General features: G+C 35.3%; 19 protein-coding genes. 14 read left to right on the top strand and 5 right to left on the bottom strand.

Annotated elements, in window-relative coordinates; translation table 11 throughout:
* Positions 1 to 74: 74 nt before the first annotated feature.
* The 5 genes from MKY20_RS24240 (at position 75) to MKY20_RS24220 (ending at position 5,356) form a co-directional block, all read left to right on the top strand.
* Positions 75 to 518 carry a hypothetical protein gene (locus tag MKY20_RS24240; protein WP_034297798.1) on the top strand — a complete coding sequence of 148 codons (444 nt, stop codon included), beginning with the start codon at positions 75 to 77 and terminating at the stop codon, positions 516 to 518.
* 63 nt (positions 519 to 581) lie between these two features.
* Complete coding sequence (locus MKY20_RS24235) at positions 582 to 1,862, top strand: hypothetical protein (protein ID WP_009335989.1); 1,281 nt, start codon at positions 582 to 584, stop codon at positions 1,860 to 1,862.
* 424 nt (positions 1,863 to 2,286) lie between these two features.
* Complete coding sequence (locus MKY20_RS24230; RefSeq protein WP_341003468.1) at positions 2,287 to 2,994, top strand: YwmB family TATA-box binding protein; 708 nt, start codon at positions 2,287 to 2,289, stop codon at positions 2,992 to 2,994.
* Between the two features lie 455 nt (positions 2,995 to 3,449).
* Positions 3,450 to 4,619 carry a D-alanyl-D-alanine carboxypeptidase family protein gene (locus MKY20_RS24225; protein WP_009335991.1) on the top strand — a complete coding sequence of 390 codons (1,170 nt, stop codon included), beginning with the start codon at positions 3,450 to 3,452 and terminating at the stop codon, positions 4,617 to 4,619.
* A 158-nt stretch (positions 4,620 to 4,777) separates the two neighbouring features.
* The gene (locus MKY20_RS24220) at positions 4,778 to 5,356 is read left to right on the top strand and encodes a DUF1405 domain-containing protein (RefSeq protein WP_009335992.1); all 579 of its coding nucleotides are present in this window, start codon (positions 4,778 to 4,780) and stop codon (positions 5,354 to 5,356) included.
* A gap of 50 nt (positions 5,357 to 5,406) precedes the next feature.
* Here the strand turns inward: MKY20_RS24220 and MKY20_RS24215 are convergent, their stop codons facing one another.
* Together MKY20_RS24215 and MKY20_RS24210 are read right to left on the bottom strand one after the other, a co-directional pair.
* Positions 5,407 to 5,730: a hypothetical protein gene (locus MKY20_RS24215; RefSeq protein WP_009335993.1), complete on the bottom strand. Its 324-nt coding sequence runs from the start codon at positions 5,728 to 5,730 to the stop codon at positions 5,407 to 5,409.
* 19 nt (positions 5,731 to 5,749) lie between these two features.
* The gene (locus MKY20_RS24210; protein WP_009335994.1) at positions 5,750 to 6,436 is read right to left on the bottom strand and encodes a response regulator transcription factor; all 687 of its coding nucleotides are present in this window, start codon (positions 6,434 to 6,436) and stop codon (positions 5,750 to 5,752) included.
* A gap of 288 nt (positions 6,437 to 6,724) precedes the next feature.
* Between MKY20_RS24210 and MKY20_RS24205 the strand changes: the two genes are divergently transcribed.
* Entirely contained in the window at positions 6,725 to 7,711 is a 987-nt protein-coding gene (locus tag MKY20_RS24205; RefSeq protein ID WP_034297799.1) for a F510_1955 family glycosylhydrolase, read from the top strand.
* Positions 7,712 to 7,762: 51 nt separating this feature from the next.
* On the opposite strand, the gene MKY20_RS24200 is transcribed toward MKY20_RS24205, so the two are convergent.
* Positions 7,763 to 9,259 (bottom strand): multicopper oxidase family protein, encoded by a 1,497-nt coding sequence (locus MKY20_RS24200; RefSeq protein WP_232292552.1) that lies wholly within the window; start codon positions 9,257 to 9,259, stop codon positions 7,763 to 7,765.
* A gap of 230 nt (positions 9,260 to 9,489) precedes the next feature.
* Here MKY20_RS24200 and MKY20_RS24195 point away from each other — a divergent pair, with 230 nt between their 5' ends.
* The 3 genes from MKY20_RS24195 (at position 9,490) to MKY20_RS24185 (ending at position 12,336) form a co-directional block, all read left to right on the top strand.
* Positions 9,490 to 10,014: a hypothetical protein gene (locus MKY20_RS24195; RefSeq protein WP_009335997.1), complete on the top strand. Its 525-nt coding sequence runs from the start codon at positions 9,490 to 9,492 to the stop codon at positions 10,012 to 10,014.
* A gap of 18 nt (positions 10,015 to 10,032) precedes the next feature.
* Complete coding sequence (locus MKY20_RS24190; RefSeq protein ID WP_009335998.1) at positions 10,033 to 10,788, top strand: hypothetical protein; 756 nt, start codon at positions 10,033 to 10,035, stop codon at positions 10,786 to 10,788.
* Positions 10,789 to 10,896: 108 nt separating this feature from the next.
* Positions 10,897 to 12,336: an MATE family efflux transporter gene (locus MKY20_RS24185; protein WP_009335999.1), complete on the top strand. Its 1,440-nt coding sequence runs from the start codon at positions 10,897 to 10,899 to the stop codon at positions 12,334 to 12,336.
* 89 nt (positions 12,337 to 12,425) lie between these two features.
* Here the strand turns inward: MKY20_RS24185 and MKY20_RS24180 are convergent, their stop codons facing one another.
* A complete protein-coding gene (locus MKY20_RS24180) occupies positions 12,426 to 12,596 on the bottom strand; it encodes a DUF2759 domain-containing protein (protein ID WP_009336000.1) in 171 nt (56 codons plus the stop codon).
* A gap of 98 nt (positions 12,597 to 12,694) precedes the next feature.
* Positions 12,695 to 14,332 carry a multicopper oxidase family protein gene (locus MKY20_RS24175; protein WP_009336001.1) on the bottom strand — a complete coding sequence of 546 codons (1,638 nt, stop codon included), beginning with the start codon at positions 14,330 to 14,332 and terminating at the stop codon, positions 12,695 to 12,697.
* A 625-nt stretch (positions 14,333 to 14,957) separates the two neighbouring features.
* Between MKY20_RS24175 and MKY20_RS24170 the strand changes: the two genes are divergently transcribed.
* From MKY20_RS24170 to MKY20_RS24150, 5 genes are all read left to right on the top strand, one after another.
* On the top strand, positions 14,958 to 16,073 hold the full coding sequence (locus tag MKY20_RS24170) for a YncE family protein (protein ID WP_341003457.1): 1,116 nt from the start codon (positions 14,958 to 14,960) through the stop codon (positions 16,071 to 16,073).
* A gap of 205 nt (positions 16,074 to 16,278) precedes the next feature.
* Positions 16,279 to 17,094: a prolipoprotein diacylglyceryl transferase gene (gene lgt, locus MKY20_RS24165; RefSeq protein WP_009336004.1), complete on the top strand. Its 816-nt coding sequence runs from the start codon at positions 16,279 to 16,281 to the stop codon at positions 17,092 to 17,094.
* A 329-nt stretch (positions 17,095 to 17,423) separates the two neighbouring features.
* Positions 17,424 to 18,881, top strand: coding sequence for a UDP-N-acetylmuramoyl-L-alanyl-D-glutamate--2,6-diaminopimelate ligase (locus MKY20_RS24160; protein WP_009336005.1), 1,458 nt, complete (start codon positions 17,424 to 17,426; stop codon positions 18,879 to 18,881).
* A gap of 220 nt (positions 18,882 to 19,101) precedes the next feature.
* Positions 19,102 to 19,746 (top strand): ferric reductase-like transmembrane domain-containing protein, encoded by a 645-nt coding sequence (locus tag MKY20_RS24155; protein ID WP_009336006.1) that lies wholly within the window; start codon positions 19,102 to 19,104, stop codon positions 19,744 to 19,746.
* A 52-nt stretch (positions 19,747 to 19,798) separates the two neighbouring features.
* Positions 19,799 to 20,581, top strand: coding sequence for a C39 family peptidase (locus MKY20_RS24150; RefSeq protein ID WP_009336007.1), 783 nt, complete (start codon positions 19,799 to 19,801; stop codon positions 20,579 to 20,581).
* The last annotated feature ends 43 nt before the right edge of the window (positions 20,582 to 20,624 follow it).

Raw genomic sequence — 20,624 nt, 5'->3', positions numbered from 1 at the left:
ATATATCCAACCGATCAAATGATATAAAGAAGAATAAACAAATTTAAAAGATTTTAAAACAATATGTGGGTTGCATGAATACAAATGTTAGTAAAGAAATAAAATATTATATCCTATTTTCTGTTTCACTATTTATTATGATATTATTTCTGACCCGGAACAATATATCAGTTATTTTCAAAGTAATGAGTTTTATTATATTAGTGGCCCTTATAGTAAATATAATTGCTCTTTTTATAGTGAATACGTATCATCGTGAAAACGCAATATTACGTAACCATTTAAAGAATAAACATGGTGAGGATCCAAATTCTATTATTAGTCAGATTATAGATAAGAAAGATAAAAAATCGATAAGTAGGTTTACCTACTATTTGATGGTTGGGCTTACTGTATCTTATATTATTTATGCCGTTTTATTTACAGATGATTTTAATATTGGAGACATTTTTACTGTTATGGTCAATGTATCAACACTCCTAGGTATATTAGTAATTCTAGAAGATAGAAGTAAATAATTATTCTACAGGTACGCCTTACGAAAAGTGATGGTTAAATCTATCTGTAATTAGGAGGTTATTATGCGTTTACATATTGAATCCTGGGTTGAGGAAAGACAATTCTCAATCGAAGTTAATAATCTATTTGAGGAATCTGCAAAATGCTACAAAGCAGCTGCATATAGAGCTGCCCTTCTTTTTTCATTCCTTGCTTTTCAAACAATCATCAAAGAAAGAATATTAAAAGCTACAAAACCAGAACATATAAATGAACATTATTGGCTTAGTATCCATACTAGACTAAGAGATGATGATAATTGGGATTCTGAAGTAATAGACTGCATTAAGAGAAGTGATCCGGGGAAAAAACTTTTTAACATTAGTGAAGATTTGCGTCAACAGGCAATTTACTGGAAAAACAGAAGGAATGATTGTGCACATTCAAAACGAAATATTATTACAGACGTCCATGTAGAATCATTCTGGTACTTCCTTAAGGCCAATTTAAATCAATTTGTATTGCCTGGTAGTCAAAGCTCATTAATAAATGAAATTAAGAATCACTTTGACACAAACTATACTGCTGAAGATAAACCTTTTAATAATTTAATAAGTGAAGCTATATTAATTATAGACCAATCAAATGTGGTTAGTTTCGTAAGTAGGTTATTTGAAATGTTCGAAGAAGAAAGGCCTATTGGTCTATTTACAAATGAAAGGGAACTGGAATTCATCGAATCACTTATACTTGCAGATCAAACTATCTCTAGGGAATTAACGGAAAAGATTACCCAAAGTGAAGTGATCTACTTAGCTTTTATTGAAGGCCGTCCGAGTAGGCTTCAACATTTTCTCCAATATGAAGAAATAATACGAAAAACATGGAGAGTTCATTTATTTAAAGGTTCCAAGGTGTCCCTTCCATTACTTGCATCTTTACTTCGTTTTAACGTAATACCAGCTGATAGTCGGATTAGATTATATTTGAAAATCATCACCAAAGGGTTTGATATAAATATAAGAGAAAGTGATTTTGAAGTTCTACTTGAGAAGGGTTTTATGCAGCAACTTAGACAATCGCTATTTTTTGAACATCATGAAATGGGAATGCTTCTTAATGATTTTGAATGGGCTAATAAGAATGTAAGAATTGCTTTATACTATCTAAAAAAATTTGAATTAGATAGAGACATTGTTAAAAACGTTGCTAATACCTTTAATGCTTTCCCTTATCCTTTTAAAGCCCGTGATGCATTAAGGAATTTTTTCAGGGAAAACCCAGAAATTAATGATTTGTTTATAAAAATTGCTGATGAAAATTACATAAGTTTACCTGAATCTTTAGGATTTGAAGAAAAGTAAAGCATTCACTGTAAAGAAAACTCTGGTAGGGGATAGATGATAGTAACGAAGAAAAGATTACAGTAATTAATTCTTATATAGAAGACAATTATTAAATTCCTTGTAAGAATTTTAATCAGTAAGCAAGAATGGATGTTTGAGGGAAAGGATCACCTAACCCTAATGAACCTTATAATTTTACTACTAACTACTTTTTTACCTTCATATTGCAAATTAGTAAAACAGAAACCTAAAATTAAAATCACTTTCATAATTTCTGCATATAATTCGTTTATTATATAGTTCTAGGACAAAGTTTCACCCCCTGAATTGAAGAAGGAAGCACTCTTAATGGGTGCTTCCTTCTTCAATTTAACCTGCTACAAAATTATTAAGAATAAAATCAGAAAACTTGTACCATACTATCTGATAGGGAGGGATGGACATGAAGCAAGCACTATTAAGTTTATCAGTAATAGTATTAATTTTTTCATATGTTCAAATTGGAAAAGGTAAAGAGGATAACCTTATATATATAGTAAATAGTTTAGAAAAATTGAACGCAGACATTAATGAATGGTCTATCTATTATAAGTATGACGATAGGTATGTAGATTCATTAGGTACTTTTAGAAAACAAGAAGCAAAATTGAAAAATAAATATCCCAACTTTAAATGGGAGGAAGAAAAAGTTAAAGATCATCATATCTTAATAACCGGAAATGCCACTGGAAATAAATTTAGCGAGCAAATCTTACTGACAGCATTGAAAGAAGGAAACAGGTATAAAGTTTTACATACATATAGTTATACCGGAGAGAATTGGTCAAAAGATAAGTACTTAAAACTAACTAAAACTCTGGATAACAGAAATAATCTTTATTTTACAGTAAAGTCTAAAATGCTACCTTCTGAGCATCAGAACTTAGGTAAAACGGCTAATATTCTTTTGGATAAACTATTAGCTAAACCAGTTGAACAACTTACAGAGGAAGATTTTGTTGCTGTTTCAGCTTATAAAAATTCATGGGAAAACTCTTTACAAACAAAAAATAACGAAAAAATGAATTTACAAGTAGGTTTGAGAAAAAAAACAGACGAAAAATTGATAAGTCTTACAATAGGAAATCCTATTATCACAGTTGAATATTAGAAAAAAGATATTAAAAATAGAGAGTTTTAAGTTTATTTCATATCCTAGTTGCTGTTTGGTAATAAGAAATGTCATCTGTGTGTAAAGAATAACTTGGTTGATTTAAACTTTTCATATATCTCTAGTTAACTACTGAAAATTTTATCTTTCCCGTTCTTAAAAACATAAAGTGTTTTTAAAAATTTAGAGTTTAAAACTTAGAATATCGTAGCCTTCTATTTATCTGAATAGAGGTTTTTTTTGCATGGTAATTAATTTAGTTATTCCTCCTCCATATTTTCTTCAAAGTTATTTTCTATAATACATTTTTGATAATAAAAAATATTGAACGCAATGAAAGAAAACTGCTTTTCGTAAATGGTAGTTACTTAAAAATATAAATATTGAGAAATTATTTCTTGAGAATATACCACTTAATGTTTAATTCATTGCTTCATGTATTGGAGGAGGAAAAAATGAAACAAGTGATAGTACTTATTTTTATTGCATCGCTATTTAGTGGGTTTCAAAAGACAATTCATGCTTCTGACTCCCCGGTGGTGTCAAGCGGATCTGCTATTTTGATAGACGCAAATACAGGAGAAATATTATTTGAAAAGAAAGCTACTGAGGAGATGTATCCAGCAAGCCTGACAAAAATAGCTACAGCCATTTATGCTATTGAAAAAGGAAATCTAAATGATATTGTATCCATAGGTAGTAACCCAAGGAAAATAGAAGGTACAAGGGTTTATTTAGAAGAAGGGGAAAGAGTCTCCCTTAGAAAGCTGATCCAAGGTTTGCTTATTAATTCCGGCAATGACGCTGGCGTTGCTATAGCTGAGCATATGGATGGATCTATAGAGACATTTTCAAAAAACTTAAATAGCTATTTAGCTGGATTAGGTTTAAAGAATACAGTCTTTATGAACCCACATGGCTTATTTAACCCTGAACACGTAACTACTGCTGAAGATTTAGCTACGTTAACTCAATATGCAATGGAGAACCAGGAATTCAGTGAAATTTTCGGAACCAAAGAGCTTGAGTGGAAAGGGGCAACATGGAAAACGACACTATATACTCATCATAAGCTTATGAGGGAGTTACCATATGAAGGGGTCATAGGTGGGAAAACTGGATATGTAGATCAGTCTGGCCACACATTGGTGACAGCTGCTAAAAGAAAAGAGCTTAGCTTGATTGTGGTTACGCTCAATGCATCATCTCAAGAGCTTGCGTATGATGACACTAAGAAATTACTAGATTATGGATTTAATCATTATAAGACATCAAGTATAGCTAAAGGAACCTCTTTTAAAGTAAATGATGGTTCATATACAGCCAAAAAGGTGATTTATTTTACTCAAAATACCAAAGAAAATATGAATAATTCAATAATAGTTGGGGAAAGAATGGCAGTTTTGAATCCAAGTGAAAAATTCCTTTCGGCTGTGCAAAATGGAACTATTACTGAAAAAACTAAGGAAGAAAAGGAAAAAGAGAAAAATAAGGAGACAAAAAATGAATCAAAAGAACAATACATTGGACTTTATTTTGGACTCGGTCTTATTTTAGCAATCGCATTTTTTATAGTAGTAAAAATCAGGATTAATAAAAAACACTTACAAAAAAGATTTCATTGAATGAATAGCTAATTTTGTACTTTGATGTACTCGTACTGGTGGGTTATCTCCCGGCTAAAATCATGGAGGATACAAGGTTTAAACGATACAGCCAGGCTTCTAGCCCCAAGTGATAATTTGAAAACTCAATAGAGAATCCAAGATAGGGGGAAATATTAATGATGAGATTTTATAACCTGCTGGAAAAGAGGTGGGTTTTATGGATTTTACTTATATCAAATTTCATAGGGACGATCTATGGCTACATCTGGTATGGGGATCAACTGGAGAATACTCCTCCTGAATTTCTAATATTCGTACCTGATAGCCCAACAGCAAGTTTATTTTTTGTTTTAGTTCTAGGGGCTTTTCTCTTTGGGAAGAATATTCCACTAATTGAGGCTTTAGCTGCGGTAACCTTGTTTAAATACGGGGTTTGGGCTGTGTTCATGAATATTTTTACATACTATGCTACTGGGTTCCTTCATTGGACAGGTTACATGCTAATTGCGTCTCATGCTGCTATGGCGATTCAAGGGTTGCTGTATGCTCCATATTATCGTATAAGAATATGGCATTTGGCGGTTGCTGCCGTCTGGATTTTACACAACGATGTTATCGATTATGTGTTTTTCATGATGCCTTGGTATGGTCCATTAAGTAAGTACATTCCACAAATAGGATATTTTTCTTTTTGGTTAAGCATCACTTCATTATTTATAGTATATTTTATTGCCATAAAAAGAAAAGGGAGCTGAGTGGCTCCCTTGATGCAGTTTATCAAACTGCATAGAAAGTTTAATAGTGTTTACGGATAAATCCTAAATTGGTTTTGATCTTCAGTATTATCTAAATTTGTAATTGAGATAGAACCCTTTTCTGAAAGAGCTTCTAACCTTAATATAGAGCTTGTGCAGATCTTTAACATTTTTCTTAGTTCCATAGGGATAGAAAACCTCCCATTTCTAAAAATCACTTTATTTAAATGATCATCTTCATGGTGCCTGCTTATCACAAGCTTGCGAGCTTCCTGATATATATATATAAATTCCCCATCCATTACACCCAAATTTTTCTTAAGGGCTGCAGGTAATAAGATTTGGCCATTTTTAGATAATTTTTTAATATACAAGGAATTTCCCCCTTAAAACTTAGGATTTTCCGTTTGAGTTCCATTGATATCCTGTTCCCCAAACTGTATTTAAATATAGATCTACGGGATAACCTGACTGTCTTAACTTTTCTCGAATATTTCTGATATGTGAATCGATCGTCCTGTTTTCTGTCTGGCCATTGTTTTCCCAGATGATTTTCAGCAGCACTTCACGGGAAAACACATGGTTAGGATTTTTTATCAATGTTCCTAAAAGGGCAAATTCCTTCGGTGTTAAGGGAATTGACTTCTCATTATAAGTGAGATCAAACCCTCTTTCATCCCATATTAATCCCTGAATAGAAAGCCCGATCTGTTTATGAGCCGAAGTTCTTCTTAACAGAGCCTCTACTCTTGCCAAAAGCTCCCCATCATTAAATGGTTTGGTTATATAATCATCTGCTCCATGCTTAAATCCATTTAGTATATCTTTTCTTTCTTTTTTTGAACTTAAAATCAAGATTGGGATGTTAGAGGTGTTCCTTAGTTCTCTACATGCAGTCCAACCTTCCTTTTCAGATAATGATGTAGGCTCCAGAATTACGAGCGATATATCTTCCGAATTTAGAAAAGTTAATGCCGCCTTGAAAGATTGAGGATTCACACATTGATAGTACGGCAAAAATAGGTTCTTTAAAGAGTTAACCAATCCTTGATCTTCATCTATAATCATGATCTTTTTCATTGCAGTTGCTCCTCATCTGGTAATATCCTTAAACTTACTTTACATAAAAAATATGAAGAAATTTTGCATTATTAATAACTACCAACAAAAACTTAGTTGTATTTTTAAGGAAGAATAACCTATTTAATATGAATTTCTTTCTGCCTGTTTTTTCTGCACAATATATGCATATTTTTGTTATAGTCTTTATGTAACCTTGAAGGAGAGAGATGAACAACTTTTTACTTTTTGCATTTTAGGTTGTATTCTTCTAAAAGGATCCTATAATTGGTAGCAGGAGTGGTATATATGAAAAAGTTAAGTTTATTTGCTGTAATTGGATTAACGTTTAGTCTTGCAGCCTGCGGACAGGCTGAAGAAAAAGATACAAAGGATACAGGACAATCAGAAGTCCAAACTGGTGAACAGGAAAATGGGGGAGGAGAAACCTCTATTTCTTCAAATAGCTTTTTTGAAAGCTTCGATGGGAAAATAGACCATATTCACGGAGCGGGTTATCCTGGAAATCAAGGTAAGATCTATTTTGCAGCTCATGACGGGCTAAAAGTTTATGATAACGGAAAATGGTTTAAAACTAAGGAAGAAAATAATGATTATATGGGCTTCAACGCAACAAAAGACGGGTTTTATTCCAGTGGACATCCCGGAAATGATTCATCACTTCCCAACCCTCTAGGAATACAGTATAGTTCGGATAATGGACAAACGCTGGAAAAGAAAGCCCTTGAAGGGGAAACGGATTTCCATTTGATGGGAGTAGGATATGAAAATTCGGTCATTTTCCTTATGAACCCGCAGGAAAATTCTATTATGGATACTGGAAGGTTTTATCTCAGCGAAGATAAGGCAAAGACATGGAAGGAAGTTGCTGCAAATGGTCTGGACGATACATTGCTAAGTTTATCTGTTCATCCTAATAATGCAGATTATTTAGCAGCATCTGGACAGCAAGGAATTTACCTGTCAAAGGACAAAGGGGAAAACTTTGAACTTATCTCGAAAAGCGGACAGGGCACATCTGTCTTTTTTACAAACGAGGATTTAATATATGGCACATACGATGGTACAGCTAAATTGACAAAACTATCTCTTTCTGATGAAACAGAAAAAGAGATAGCTTTGCCTAAAATGAAAGATGATGCAGTAATGTATTTTGCTCAAAACCCAAAAAATGAACAGGAACTGACGTTTGTTACTTTTAATGGGGACATATATCATACTGCCGATGGTGGGAATAACTGGGATCCTATTGTTGAAGCTGGAAGTATTAAATAATTAAGAAAAAGGATCGAAGGCTTGCTTCGATCCTTTTAGTTTGTTCTTTACTTACAATCTATCTTTAACCTCAAACTGTCCCATCATCCCCGCATCTTCATGCTCTAAAATATGGCAATGATACATAAAAATCCCCTCATGATCAAAGGTTGCAATTGCTCTAACTTTTTCTCCTGGGTAGACGAGTATGGTATCCTTCCACCCTCTCTCATTTGGTGGAGGCGGGTTTCCGTCTCTGTCAATGATTTGGAATTGCACACCATGAGCATGGAAAGGATGGGCAATACCCCCATTGCCTCCCATCATTCCACCCATACTGGAACCATCATTAGAAATCTCCCATATTTCAGTGTCTCCAAGGTTCACTTCTTCATCAATTTGATTCATATCCATTTGTTTGCCATTAATGTTTACATTTCTACCCATTCCCTGCATGACAAATTCTCTAGTGCGAATGGCATTTCCCGGATTAATCTCAGGGATATCTGTTATTTGATCAGGAACAGCATAACCTTTTCCTTCGTTTGCATTAACAACGAACTTCATAAACTCGCTTCCTTGGTCAGTTAAATGGACGACATCCCCTTCATTATAATTGGAAAAATCAACAATAATCTCAGCCCTTTCAGCGGAGCTCAAAATTAAGCTATTCATTTCAGCAGGCTGTTCTAAAAACCCGCCATCACTTGCAATCTGTTGGAATGATTGGGCACTGCTAAACTTAAATTCGTAAATTCTTGCATTTGAGCCGTTTAACAGGCGAAGACGTACCTTTCCTCTAGGCACTTCCAAGTAAGGGTTGATAGCACCATTCACAAGTATCCTCTCACCCTGAAGTCCCATCATCACATCGTGCATCCCCAGATTATATTCATATTTTCCACCTGAATTAAATTGCTTATCTTGGATTACCAGCGGTATATCATCCACACCATATTCTTTGGGGATATTGAGATTTTCCGAGACTTCATCATCTATATAAAACAATCCCGCAAGTCCCATATATACCTGTTCTCCTGTTGTGTGCAAAAGGTGAGGGTGATACCATAATGTCGCAGCAGGCTGACTTATAGTAAAATTCGGATTCCAGGTTTCACCCGGCAGGATTCCCGAATGAGGCCCGCCATCCTGGTCACCATCTACTTCAAGCCCATGCCAGTGGACAGTAGTTCCGACACTCATATCGTTTTCTACTTTTACGGAAACTTCTTCACCATTTTTTACTCTAATGACTGGTCCGAGGTAATCACCGTTATAGCCTAATGTTTTTGTCTTCTTGTCTTTAATAAATTCTTTTTCTGATTCCTGTGCAGTCAAATAAAATTCTGCCTTTTTAGGATCTGGGTTTGTATCCTCTAACAAAGGAGGGATTGGTAAAGGGGTATTAAATAAGGATTCCTCATTTTCCATGTTTTCTGGTCCATTTCCTATACCGCCCATGGCACCATTGGGAGTATTGCCGCCCATGCCTGAAAATCTCATGAATAGAAACAGGGCTCCAAAAGATAAAACAAAAATGCTGAGAACAACCATAATACCCTTTTTCAAATTCTTCTACCTCTTTCATATTTTTTCTTAGTCTTTTAAAAGACTGTATAGAGTAAACAGTCAAAAAACTCTTATACCTACCTATGTATTAATAAATGATATCCTGCTTATATTTTTAATAGCAACCGAAAAGCACTTCTTTAGGTAAATATGCATTTTTTGTGTAGTTTATAGGCAAATTGCAGTGGTAAAAATTAAAGGATGAAAAAACATTAGGAGGAATAGAAAATATGTTACTACCAGCTTCGGATATGGGGATTATAACTTCTCATTTATCATCACATGATGGAATGATTTTTAAATTTAAAACATACTTAAAGCAAGAAAAAAATGGGGAATTGCGAAAAATACTTATAAAACAGTTGGGTATTTTGCGGAGCCACACCAGAATAATGCTTGAAATAATGGATCCTGATAAAAGTGAATTCCCAGAACTTCCAAAATTAGATCATTTACCTAAAGTAGAAACCATTCAGGAAATAGAAAATGAAAGCAATCCAAATGCAGAAAAACATATTGCATTGGAAGGAAAGGCTTCTGCCGAGTCGATGGCTCAAAATAATTTTGTTTCTGCACTAAAAATGAAAGACCCTAAAGTGAAACAAATTCATATTGAGATGGCTCTCCAACAAGTGAAGATAATAGAAGAAATAACCGAATTTTTAAAAGGACAAAACGCAGAAATAGTGCCGTTGGGTACAGCGGTAGAACAAAATAAAGTTATCAAATATTTTCAGCATATAATAAAAGAATAAATTTGTTGAGGTGAAATAATGAATCAGCAATCCAGCCATAATATTCATGAGCATGAATCCCATAACCATATAGAAGCAGCTCGTTTAAAGGACATACAAACTGAATGGTTTATCAGTCCAACTGCTGTTAAACCTAATCAGGAAGTTGAAGTTACTTTAATAGTCAAAAATGAAGGAAAGAATATTACTTGTTTTTCCATGGTACATGAAAAACAGATGCACTTGCTTGTTATCAGTAACGATCTAAGTACTTTTCAGCATTTGCATCCCAATTATGATGGTGAAGGCAGGTTTAGTGTAAAGGCTATTTTACCAAAAGCGGGAAAGTACAAAATATTTGCTGATTTCCTCCCAGAAGGTTCAGCGCAGCAGCTTTCCAAGTTTGATTTAATAGTTGAGGGCAAAGAACAAAATGAAGGAATTTATCCGGATAAGGAGTTAATCAAAACTGTAGAAGACTTGGTATTTGAGTTAAAATTCGATGACTTGGCTTTAAAAAAGCATATTCTAATGACATTTACAGTCACTGATAACAAAGGAAATAAAATCAAGGATTTGGAACCTTATCTTGGATCAGCCGGACATGTCGTAATTGTAAGTGAAAAAATGGAAGAGTTTCTCCATGTCCATCCTAAAGATGAGTCTGCCAAAGGACCGGATGTTGAATATATGACTACCTTCCCTATTTCAGGCGTATATAAAATTTGGGGACAATTCAAATACCTTGGAAAACTCTATACAGTTCCATTCGTTATAAATATTCCGGATAAGTAAATAATGTTGATAGTCTAATTATAAAATGGGGCACACATATGAGGTGTGCCCCATTTTATAAGCATCCTATTATTGTTTACAGTCTTCTCAGAAATGGGGGAGAAATAGTTGAAAGAAGATGTAGTAGAAACAAAACTGAAAAATATTCAATCTAATAAAGATAGGCTAAAAATCATAATAGTCCTTGCCATTCCTGCAGTAATCGAAAATTTTTTCCAAACCATCCTTGGTTTTGTAGACACCTATTTTGTCTCCAAGCTAGGGTTGGCAGAAGTATCCGCTGTTGGAGTTACTAATGCAGTTCTTGCAATTTATTTTGCGTTATTCATGGCAATTGGAGTGGCTGCAAACGTAAGAATTGCCAACTTTCTGGGGGCGAATCAACCTGAAAAGGGAAGACATATTTCCCAGCAATCTATAGTTCTTGCTATTCTTTTTGGTTTGCTAACAGGTCTAGGAACCCTATTTTTTGCAGAGCCTTTGCTAAAACTTATGGGAATAGAGGCTGATGTGTTAGAAGCTGGTTCTCTTTATTTTCGCATAGTAGGCATTCCCTCGATCTTCATGTCTTTAATGTTTGTATTGAGTGCCATATTAAGAGGGGCTGGAGATACAAAAACACCTATGAAGGTAAGTATCATTATTAATATTGTTAATGCAGTATTAGATTACATTCTAATATTTGGGTTTTTATTTATTCCTGCAATGGGAATTGTAGGTGCTGCTCTAGCAACTGTTTTTGCACGTCTTGTTGGCAGTGCTGCGCTTATATACTATCTAAAACGCTCAAAAGTTCTTGCTTTCCGACGGGATTACTGGAAACCTGACAAAGTACATTTAATGGAGCTCACAACACTTGGAGCACCAGCAGCAGGTGAACGCCTTTTGATGAGAGCAGGGCAAATCGTCTATTTTGGTTTTGTTGTGGCGTTGGGAACAAATGCATTTGCTGCCCACCAAATTGCAGGGAATATTGAAGTGTTTTCTTATATGATTGGGTATGGATTCGCAACTGCAGCTACAATACTCGTTGGGCAACAAATCGGTGCAGGAAACCTTGATGAAGCGAGAAGATATGCAAAACTCACAACCGTCGTAACTTTAGCATCAATGACTGCTCTGGGGGCTATATTGTTCTTTCTCGGTGAATGGGCAGGAAGTTTCTTTACAGAGGATCAAGAAGTAATCGAAAATATTGGAACAGCTCTAAAGATATCAGGAGTTTTCCAACCATTTTTAGCTGTCCTTATGGTACTAACAGGAGCTTTCCAAGGTGCAAACAATACAAAATTCCCAATGTACCTGACAGCTTTTGGGATGTGGGCAATAAGAACAGTTCTTGTGTACGTTTTAGGTATTGTGCTGGGCTGGGGATTGGCCGGCGTTTGGATTGCGATTGGCGTAGACATTGCATTCAGGGCTATTGTTTTAGTTATCCAGTTCAAAAGAGGAAAATGGATGGCACTTAAAAAAGCACCAGAGGCAGAATCTGAGTGTCATCCGCAGACAACAAAAGAAACAATGTCGGCTTGTGTAAATAATTATTAAAAAGAATTATGCTGTAAGTAGTAATTACTAATCTATAAGATGAAAGGACCCAGGAGGGGTCCTTTCATCTTATATTCAAATTGATTTTTTCACATAGCAGGGTACCCTGAATTTATAAAAGTCATTAAGGAGAACCAGCCAAAAACAAGAAAGCTTCCTAATCCAAACAGGACGCCTAGGATATTTTTATTTTTTAGTGCAGTAAAAGTGCCAAACCCGGCAAATAAAGCGACTAGCCCAAATATAATGACTATACCCATTAAAACCACTCCTTTTTATTAACATAACGAGATTCGAACTTTCCAAAGAAGCGACCTATTTGCCAGGCCGCTTCTTTGATTGCTTAGCGGATTGATAATTACTCTGGTTTATTATTTGCCTTAGGATCAGGTGTGAAGCTTGGTTTAAAGTCATTGTATTTAACCATATTCACCATTCCTGCTGTCGCATGGTGAAGATCATGACAATGGAATAGCCAATTGCCAGGATTATCAGCTTTAAACGCAACAACATATTCATCACCAGGCTTTAGGTTAATCGTATCTTTCATAATCGGAGAACCTTCTACAGGTTTCCCATTCTTGCTAAGGACTTGGAAGAAGTGACCATGCAAGTGCATAGGATGGTCATCCATTTGAGAATTATTAGTCAATGTTACCTTAACGAGGTCGCCTTCCTTGACATTTATGTTATCAGTATCTGGGAATGTATTTCCGTTAATCGTATAAGCCATTTCGCTGCCATCCATCGCTGTGTTTAAATCCATTTTATATTCAACATCATATTCCTGATCAAGCGAAAATTCACCTTTGTCAGAACCGCCATAATTCATAAATGTGAATTCTGGAAGCTCTTCGGATTGGTTGGATTTATCAGTAGAGCCAGGAGAGTTTTCATATTGTATCATTGTCTTCATACCACTTGTGCCTTCCATGTCTCCGTGGCACTCTATAAACCATTCACCAGGGTTGTCTGCTATAAACTCTATGTCATATCGCTCACCAGGGGCTATTGTGATCACCTGATCTTTAATTTCTTTTGGTTCATTTAGTTCTTGCCCATCAATGGCCGCTACTTTAAAATCATGACCATGCAGATGGATCTTATGAGACATGTACCCAACATTGACAAGACGAATTCTAACTTTTTCTCCTTCTTTTACCTTTAAGGGCTCAATGCTGTCGCCGCTTTTGCCATTTATCGAAAAGATATCGTAAGCACTCATGTCATGACCCATTTCTCCCATTCCATTCATGCTTTCATTATCTTCTGACTCCATGCTGCCGTGATCCATGCCGCTCATACTTGATTCTTCAGAATCAGTCTCTTTATCTTTATCTTCTTCTGAACCCATGTTGCTATGATCCATACCTTCCATGCTGGATTCACCTTCTTCAGGCTTGCTCATCCACTCATCAAGCATGAGGGTATAATCACGGTCATAAGTTTTTTCGTTTGGTTCTACGATAAATGAACCGTATAGCCCTTTATCCATCTGCTCAACAGCATTTTGATGGGTATGGTACATGTATGTTCCAGGATCCTCTGGGGTAAATTCATATGTGAAAGATTTACCTGGCTGGACTGCGTTTTGTGTCACACCTGGTATACCATCCATATCATTGGGAACTCTAATTCCATGCCAGTGAATGGAAACTGGTTCATTAAGTTCATTTTTTAGGTTGATTTTTACCTTTTCCCCTTGCTTTACCCGTATTTGGGAACCAGGGACTGAACCATTGAATGTTAGGGCATTAACGCTAACATTCTCATTCAGCTGATGTTTGCCTTCTTGAGCAACAATGTTAATTTCATTGCCTGTAAGTGTTTCAGTAGTGCTAGTAGTCTTCAATACCTCGACTTCCTCTTTTTCTTCAGAACTATTATCCTCTTCCATGTCCATGTTTTCGTGGTCCATTCCACTCATACCACTATTAGAACAGGCAGCGAGAAAAAGAATTGAAAAAATGAATATAGCAAGCAGTTTAATCTTCATATCGATAACCTCCTGTAATTATTTAAACAAATCATAATAAAAATAAATGCAGAAATTATGGATAATAAAATTTATAACGAAATTTTTTATGTAATACATTGGTCATCTAATTTAGATTTATTACACCATTCATATTTGTAGGGGATTATATTCTGCGAAAAATGATGTTAACCTAAATAATGTATAGATGAGGTGGCGAATATTAATTAATTACCAGATGAATATTTTTTTCAAGCTTTACTTAGCCCAATCAAGCGGAGAAAACCGAAAAGATGGGAAGTGATGTCGTATGGCATGTTGTACCAATAGGAAAGAAAAAAATGGTAAAAAGAGAATATCCTCAGGGTTATTTTTTATTATCTGGTCTATGATTTTGGTAGTAATAGGTATTTTAAGTATTGTATTTAGATAAAACTGAAGATTTCTTACTGAACAGGGAATGCAGTTTTTCCTGTTTATTTTTTTGCGAGAAAACTATTATCCTACACCCCAAATATGAAGATTTGATGGATTTCAAAAGATTGTTAGACTTTTTGAATATTTACTTGTATAAGTGAAATAAATCACTTTTCAATTCTTCTTTGCTTAATAAGATTACGTTAAATTCGCAAAGGAGGTCATTTTCATGACTAAGTTAAAAATGAGTATATTCATTGCTACTTTGATATTAGGAGCGTTGATATTGGTTGGATGCAGTTCAGCAAGTAAAACTGGGGACAATGTAGCTGCAAACAAAGTTGAAGACAAAGAACAACAAACAGAAAACAATGATGAACATGCTGACGGGACGAAAACAGTCCAATATTATTACACAGCTAACGAAGGAGGCAGCATCTCAAAAATTGATGCAGCAACCAATTCAATCGTATCGACAATAGAAGTAGATGGTTCTGTTCATAATGTTCAGGTAGCACCAGACGGAAAAATGATTGGGGCAACGGTTGTACCAAAGATGGCGGGGCATGGCGGTGATGATAATGGCCATGGAGAGGAAATGGAAATGAGTGCAAAAGCGCTTTTTTTCAGCATTGAGAGTGATGAACTGTTGAAGGAGGTCGAAGTTGGAAATCATCCTGCTCACATTGTTTTTACAGAGGATGGGAAGCATGCGATCGTAACTAACAATGAAGACAACAATGTTACTGTCATTGATATGGCAAGTTTTAATGTGGTTAGAACAGTAGATACAGGAAAAGGGCCACATGGTTTCAGAATTTCAGCAGACAGTAAGAGCGCTTATATTGCAAACATGGGTGAAGATACAGTCAGTGTTGTTAATCTTGATACGATGAATGAGGAAAAACGAATTAAAGTAGGAGCAGCTCCTGTTACTACAGGTGTCACTTCAGATGGAAAAACGCTTGTGGCTACATTAAATGGAGAAAATGCTCTCGCAGTAGTGGATTTGGCTACTGAGAAGGTTGCTAAAATTCCTGTTGGGACTGGCCCCGCACAAGTATATATTGATGAGAAAGATCAGTTTGCCTACGTTGCAAACCAAGGAACAGAAGAAAATCCTTCAAACAGTGTGACAGTCATAGATCTTGCTGCAAAAAAAGCAACGTCTGAAATTATAACTGGAAAAGGATCACATGGAGTTGTAACAAGTCCAGATAATAAGAAGGTTTATGTTACAAATATGTTTGAAGATACGGTGAGCATCATTGATAAAGAAAAGAATGAGGTAATTGAAACAATTGAAGTAAAAGGTGTGCCGAATGGAATAACCATTACAGATTAAGTAAATATAGATTAATAAAATCCCAAAAGCCGCCTAATAGTAATTAGGCGGCTTTTTCTTTCGTTATCATGAGTTTGTTAGTAAGCTGAACTGTATTTTTTGCTTGTCACAGTTTTTTCTTGAAAAATTAATCATTCTTGCACATTTTCTCGATATTATCCAGTTACACTGCTAATTACAAATAGTAAAAAGAGGTGAGAACCCAATGGAAAGTATTGAGGCAATTGACCGTATAGCCTTTGAATTAGGGCCATTCACAGTCTATTGGTATGGATTGATTATTGGAACAGGGCTGTTTTTAGGTTGGCTTCTTGCGACAAGAGAATCAAAAAAACTTGGACTAGATAAAGATATATTTGCTGATCTGTTATTGTGGGCGATTCCTATATCAATTTTGAGTGCAAGACTCTATTATGTGATTTTTAAATGGGATTATTATATTCAAAACCCTGGCAAAATGATAGCGATTTGGGAAGGTGGCATAGCTATTCATGGAGCACTAATTGGTGCAGTAGTGACTGCGATTATTTTTGCAAGAAAAAAGGGCCTCTCATTTTGGAAACTTGCTGATATTGCGGCACCGAGTCTTCTTCTAGGCCAGGCAATTGGAAGATGGGGTAATTTTATGAACCAGGAAGCGCATGGAGGAGAAGTTACCCGTTCTTTCCTCGAAGGACTTTACTTACCAGACTTTATCATTAATCAAATGTATATCGAAGGAGCCTATTATAATCCTACCTTTTTATATGAGTCACTATGGAATATAGCAGGCTTTTTCATTTTAATTCTAATCAGGAAATTCCCTATAAAGCGTGGAGAGGTTTTTCTTTCATATATAATCTGGTATTCTGTGGGCAGATTTTTTGTAGAAGGACTAAGAACGGATAGTCTGATGCTTACAGAATCAATAAGAATTGCTCAACTCATGTCCTTAAGCTTGATTATAGGTGCTGCAGTCTTAATCTACTTAAGAAGAAGGTCAGGGAAAGCTAGCCATGGATATGCTGAAGAGATTAATTAAACATCAAACCAATGAAGTGGCCTATCTTTGCTTTAATTTAGGCTCATTATGTTAAAAAAACTGTTGAAAAAATGCATTTTTTGTGGAGTTTATGATGATGAAGGCTGGGTAGAATTGAGGATAAGAAAATAAGATAAACTTATTTAAAAAATGAGAAATACCTCCATTTTATACCTCCTTATTACTAGCCTTGTCGTATGTCAGCTCCAGGGAAAGTTGAAATGGAAAAATAAAATTGATATAGATAGTTTGTCTATTAACTGAAAGGTCAGTTTACTGTGCTGTCTGTATTCAGACAGCTTCTTTATTTTAATATACGGAGGCATTAAATGAAGCTTAAAACTCTTATTTCAGACATCACTAATTCATTGGAGTACGCATCTGACATTGAAGTAAACCGAATTCAGTTCAAGTCAAGAAATGTAAAAAAAGGAGACATATTTGTTGCTATAAAGGGATTAAAACATGATGGCCACAACTTCATCAATGAAGCTATTTCTAATGGAGCCGTTGCTGTTGTAGGTGAAGCAGAATATGATTGTCTTCCTGTTCCATACATTAAGGTCCAAGATGCTAGGCAAGCCCTGGGGAATCTGGCTAAAACTTTATACTGTGATCCATCTAAGATGCATAACATGATTGGGATCACTGGAACAAATGGAAAGACCACAACTGCTTATATGGTAAAACATATTTTTCAAACTGCTAGCGAATCCTGCTCACTCTTCAGCACGGTTTCAAACTTTGTGAATGGGACTGAACTCATGTCTACTGCAACTACACCTGACATACTTGAATTAAATAAAATGCTTCGGATGAGTATGGACAAGAATGTTGTAATGGAAGTTTCCTCACATGGGCTGCATCAGAAAAGAGTAGAGGGAATAGAATTCAATTATGGAATTTTCACTAACCTTACTCATGATCATTTAGATTATCATCAAAATATGGAAGAGTATTTCAATACAAAGGCCGGATTATTTAAGCTTCTTAAAAAAAATGGTGAGGCCATCATTAACTCAGGCTGTCCCTGGGGAAGGAAGTTAATAAACCAATTAAAGAACAAGCGTCAGTCTGTCTTATCATTCGGAACTTCTGAGAATGATGATCTTCAGTTATTAAGCACTAAAGATGGAGTTTCAAAAATAAGAATACAGGGTTCTAATGTAAAGTTAGAGATCAAAATGCCCATGCCCGGAAATCACAACCTGCAAAATGCACTTGCGGCAATATTATGCGCTTATAGGGCTGGGGTAAATGTCAATGATATTAAAAGAGCAGTAGAAAGTTTCCCTGGAGTTCCTGGGAGATTTGAAGAATATTATAGCCAAAGTGTCAACTTTATCTTAGATTACGCACATACTCCAGATGGTCTAGAAAACCTTTTGGAAACAGTAAAAAAATTAAATGGGAATAGAATTGTGCATGTATTTGGCTTTAGAGGTAACAAAGATATGACCAAGAGGCTAGCAATGCTTGATATTTCCGCAAAATATTGTGACAAAATAATATTAACACTTGATGACTTAAATGGTGTTGCACTAGAAAAAATGATATTAGATTTAAAAAAGTCAGTTAATTACATTGGAACAAATAATATCCATCTGATAATAGATCGGACAAGGGCTATTGAGTATGCATGGAAAAACTCAATAAAGGGAGATCGGATTGTAATAACCGGTAAAGGACCCGAACTTTATGAACGGGAGTTTGAATTACCAGCTGACAGCGATGCAGAAACAATCAAATATTTGTTTTCGAAAAGCTACAAAGCATCTAATGTATAGGAATTTTTAAGGTAAGGAATATAATCTTGAAAGTACGGAAGCCTCACTTCATACAAACGGCTTTCGTATTTTTGTTAAAACTGCATATTTTCTTGATAAAGATATGCGATAATACTTTCTAGCCTTTTAACCCAATGTGCTATTTTAAACCCAATAATTTGACATATTAAAACTGATCTTAATGAAACTCCGGGAAAAAAGAAAAGGGGTATTGTTTACCATGGGCATATTAACAAGGCACTTGGTTATTGGATTGACAAGCATAATTCTAGTCTATTTATTCTTAGTTAGCCGTTCAGAATGGAGTCCAATGCATGCCTGGAACAGGGCTTATGCTGATGTAGCTCTTGTTTTTCTTATTTTAACCATTATTATTGGTCCATTAAGCCGAGTAACAAACCTATTTGTCCGCTTTTTATCCTGGAGAAGGGAGTTGGGGATTTGGTGCTTTATTATGGCAGTCCTGCATGTCTATATACTTTTCGAGGGATGGTTTTACTGGGAACCCATCAGATTAATTATTGGCGTTATTCAAGAAACGGGCCAGCTTTCTTTTGATCCTGGTTTCACCCTTGCAAATATTCTAGGTACAGTGGGACTTGCCTATTTACTTTTACTTGCTTTGATATCTAATAATAAAGCAATAGAAGTACTGGGAAAAAAGAGTTGGAACTACCTCCAGAAAAAAAGTGGAACTCTATACATTTTGATCATATTGCACACGGCGTTCTTTCTCTTCTTTTTTAGACTAGGGAGTTATAACCCGGTACAAAAGCCTTTTCTAGTGACGGTGACTGTTGTCTTGGTGCTCCATTGGATTGTTTTTTTACAAACTGTCCTAAAAAGTAAAATAAGGAAACAGTAGCCAAGGGATATAAAACGAGGATACTGAGAGAAAAAAGCCGAGGAAATAAAAAATGAAATTGTTTTTAATATTGAATAGCTTTGCTGCCGCAGTTTTAATACTAATCCTTTTATCTGGAAAAGAAGATTTTTCAAAACTACGAAGTTTAATAGTTTCAGAATCACCTAAAGAAACCACACAAGACCTTTTAGAGGAGCAAGAATATAAAAATACAATTGTAAAGATTAAGGACAAAGTTCTTATTGATGCTCCTGTAATTAAGCAATTCCCCGAGCTGCCGAGAGGATGTGAGGTGACTAGCCTTGCAATGCTGCTCCAATATAAAGGAATTGATACTGATAAAATGACACTTGCCGGTGAAATTAAAAAGAATTCTGTTCCTTTGAAAAGAGAAGGAGGGAATATTTATTGGGGGCATCCAAATGATGGGTTTATTGGGGATATGTATTCATATGATAATCCTGGATTAGGAGTTTATCATAAACCTATTAAGGAACTCGCTGAAAAATATTTACCTGGAGAAATACTAGATTTAACAGGGAAAGAGTTTTCCGAGCTTATGATTTTTCTTTCATTGGACATTCCAGTCTGGATTATTACGAATACGACTTATAGGGAATTGCCAAAATCAGCTTTTGAAAAATGGAATACCCCTGCAGGAGAAATCGATATAACCTATAAAGAACATTCGGTCCTTATTACTGGATATGATGATAAAAATATTTATTTTAATGACCCTATAACCGGGATGAAAAATAAGTCTATGAATAAGGAAGATTTTCTTAAAGCCTGGAGGCAAATGGGGAGTCAAGCAGTAACCTACCTGCCAGAATGATGTTAAAGATAATTTAATTAATCTAATCAAATGTGAAAATATA

Source organism: Cytobacillus sp. FSL W8-0315, assembly GCF_038002905.1.
In the GTDB taxonomy this organism is placed as follows: Bacteria; Bacillota; Bacilli; order Bacillales; family Cytobacillaceae; genus Cytobacillus; species Cytobacillus pseudoceanisediminis.
Note: the sequence above shows the minus strand (reverse complement) of the source record. Positions and strands in the feature narration are given on the sequence as shown.

Coding starts and splice junctions, on each gene's coding strand:
- MKY20_RS24210 (WP_009335994.1), bottom strand. CDS start 6,436: ATGAAAAAGATCATGATTATAGATGAAGATCAAGGATTGGTTAACTCT.
- MKY20_RS24240 (WP_034297798.1), top strand. CDS start 75: ATGAATACAAATGTTAGTAAAGAAATAAAATATTATATCCTATTTTCT.
- MKY20_RS24180 (WP_009336000.1), bottom strand. CDS start 12,596: ATGGGTATAGTCATTATATTTGGGCTAGTCGCTTTATTTGCCGGGTTT.
- MKY20_RS24160 (WP_009336005.1), top strand. CDS start 17,424: ATGAAGCTTAAAACTCTTATTTCAGACATCACTAATTCATTGGAGTAC.
- lgt (WP_009336004.1), top strand. CDS start 16,279: ATGGAAAGTATTGAGGCAATTGACCGTATAGCCTTTGAATTAGGGCCA.
- MKY20_RS24235 (WP_009335989.1), top strand. CDS start 582: ATGCGTTTACATATTGAATCCTGGGTTGAGGAAAGACAATTCTCAATC.
- MKY20_RS24190 (WP_009335998.1), top strand. CDS start 10,033: ATGAATCAGCAATCCAGCCATAATATTCATGAGCATGAATCCCATAAC.
- MKY20_RS24205 (WP_034297799.1), top strand. CDS start 6,725: ATGAAAAAGTTAAGTTTATTTGCTGTAATTGGATTAACGTTTAGTCTT.
- MKY20_RS24230 (WP_341003468.1), top strand. CDS start 2,287: ATGAAGCAAGCACTATTAAGTTTATCAGTAATAGTATTAATTTTTTCA.
- MKY20_RS24195 (WP_009335997.1), top strand. CDS start 9,490: ATGTTACTACCAGCTTCGGATATGGGGATTATAACTTCTCATTTATCA.
- MKY20_RS24170 (WP_341003457.1), top strand. CDS start 14,958: ATGACTAAGTTAAAAATGAGTATATTCATTGCTACTTTGATATTAGGA.
- MKY20_RS24150 (WP_009336007.1), top strand. CDS start 19,799: ATGAAATTGTTTTTAATATTGAATAGCTTTGCTGCCGCAGTTTTAATA.
- MKY20_RS24225 (WP_009335991.1), top strand. CDS start 3,450: ATGAAACAAGTGATAGTACTTATTTTTATTGCATCGCTATTTAGTGGG.
- MKY20_RS24155 (WP_009336006.1), top strand. CDS start 19,102: ATGGGCATATTAACAAGGCACTTGGTTATTGGATTGACAAGCATAATT.
- MKY20_RS24175 (WP_009336001.1), bottom strand. CDS start 14,332: ATGAAGATTAAACTGCTTGCTATATTCATTTTTTCAATTCTTTTTCTC.
- MKY20_RS24220 (WP_009335992.1), top strand. CDS start 4,778: ATGATGAGATTTTATAACCTGCTGGAAAAGAGGTGGGTTTTATGGATT.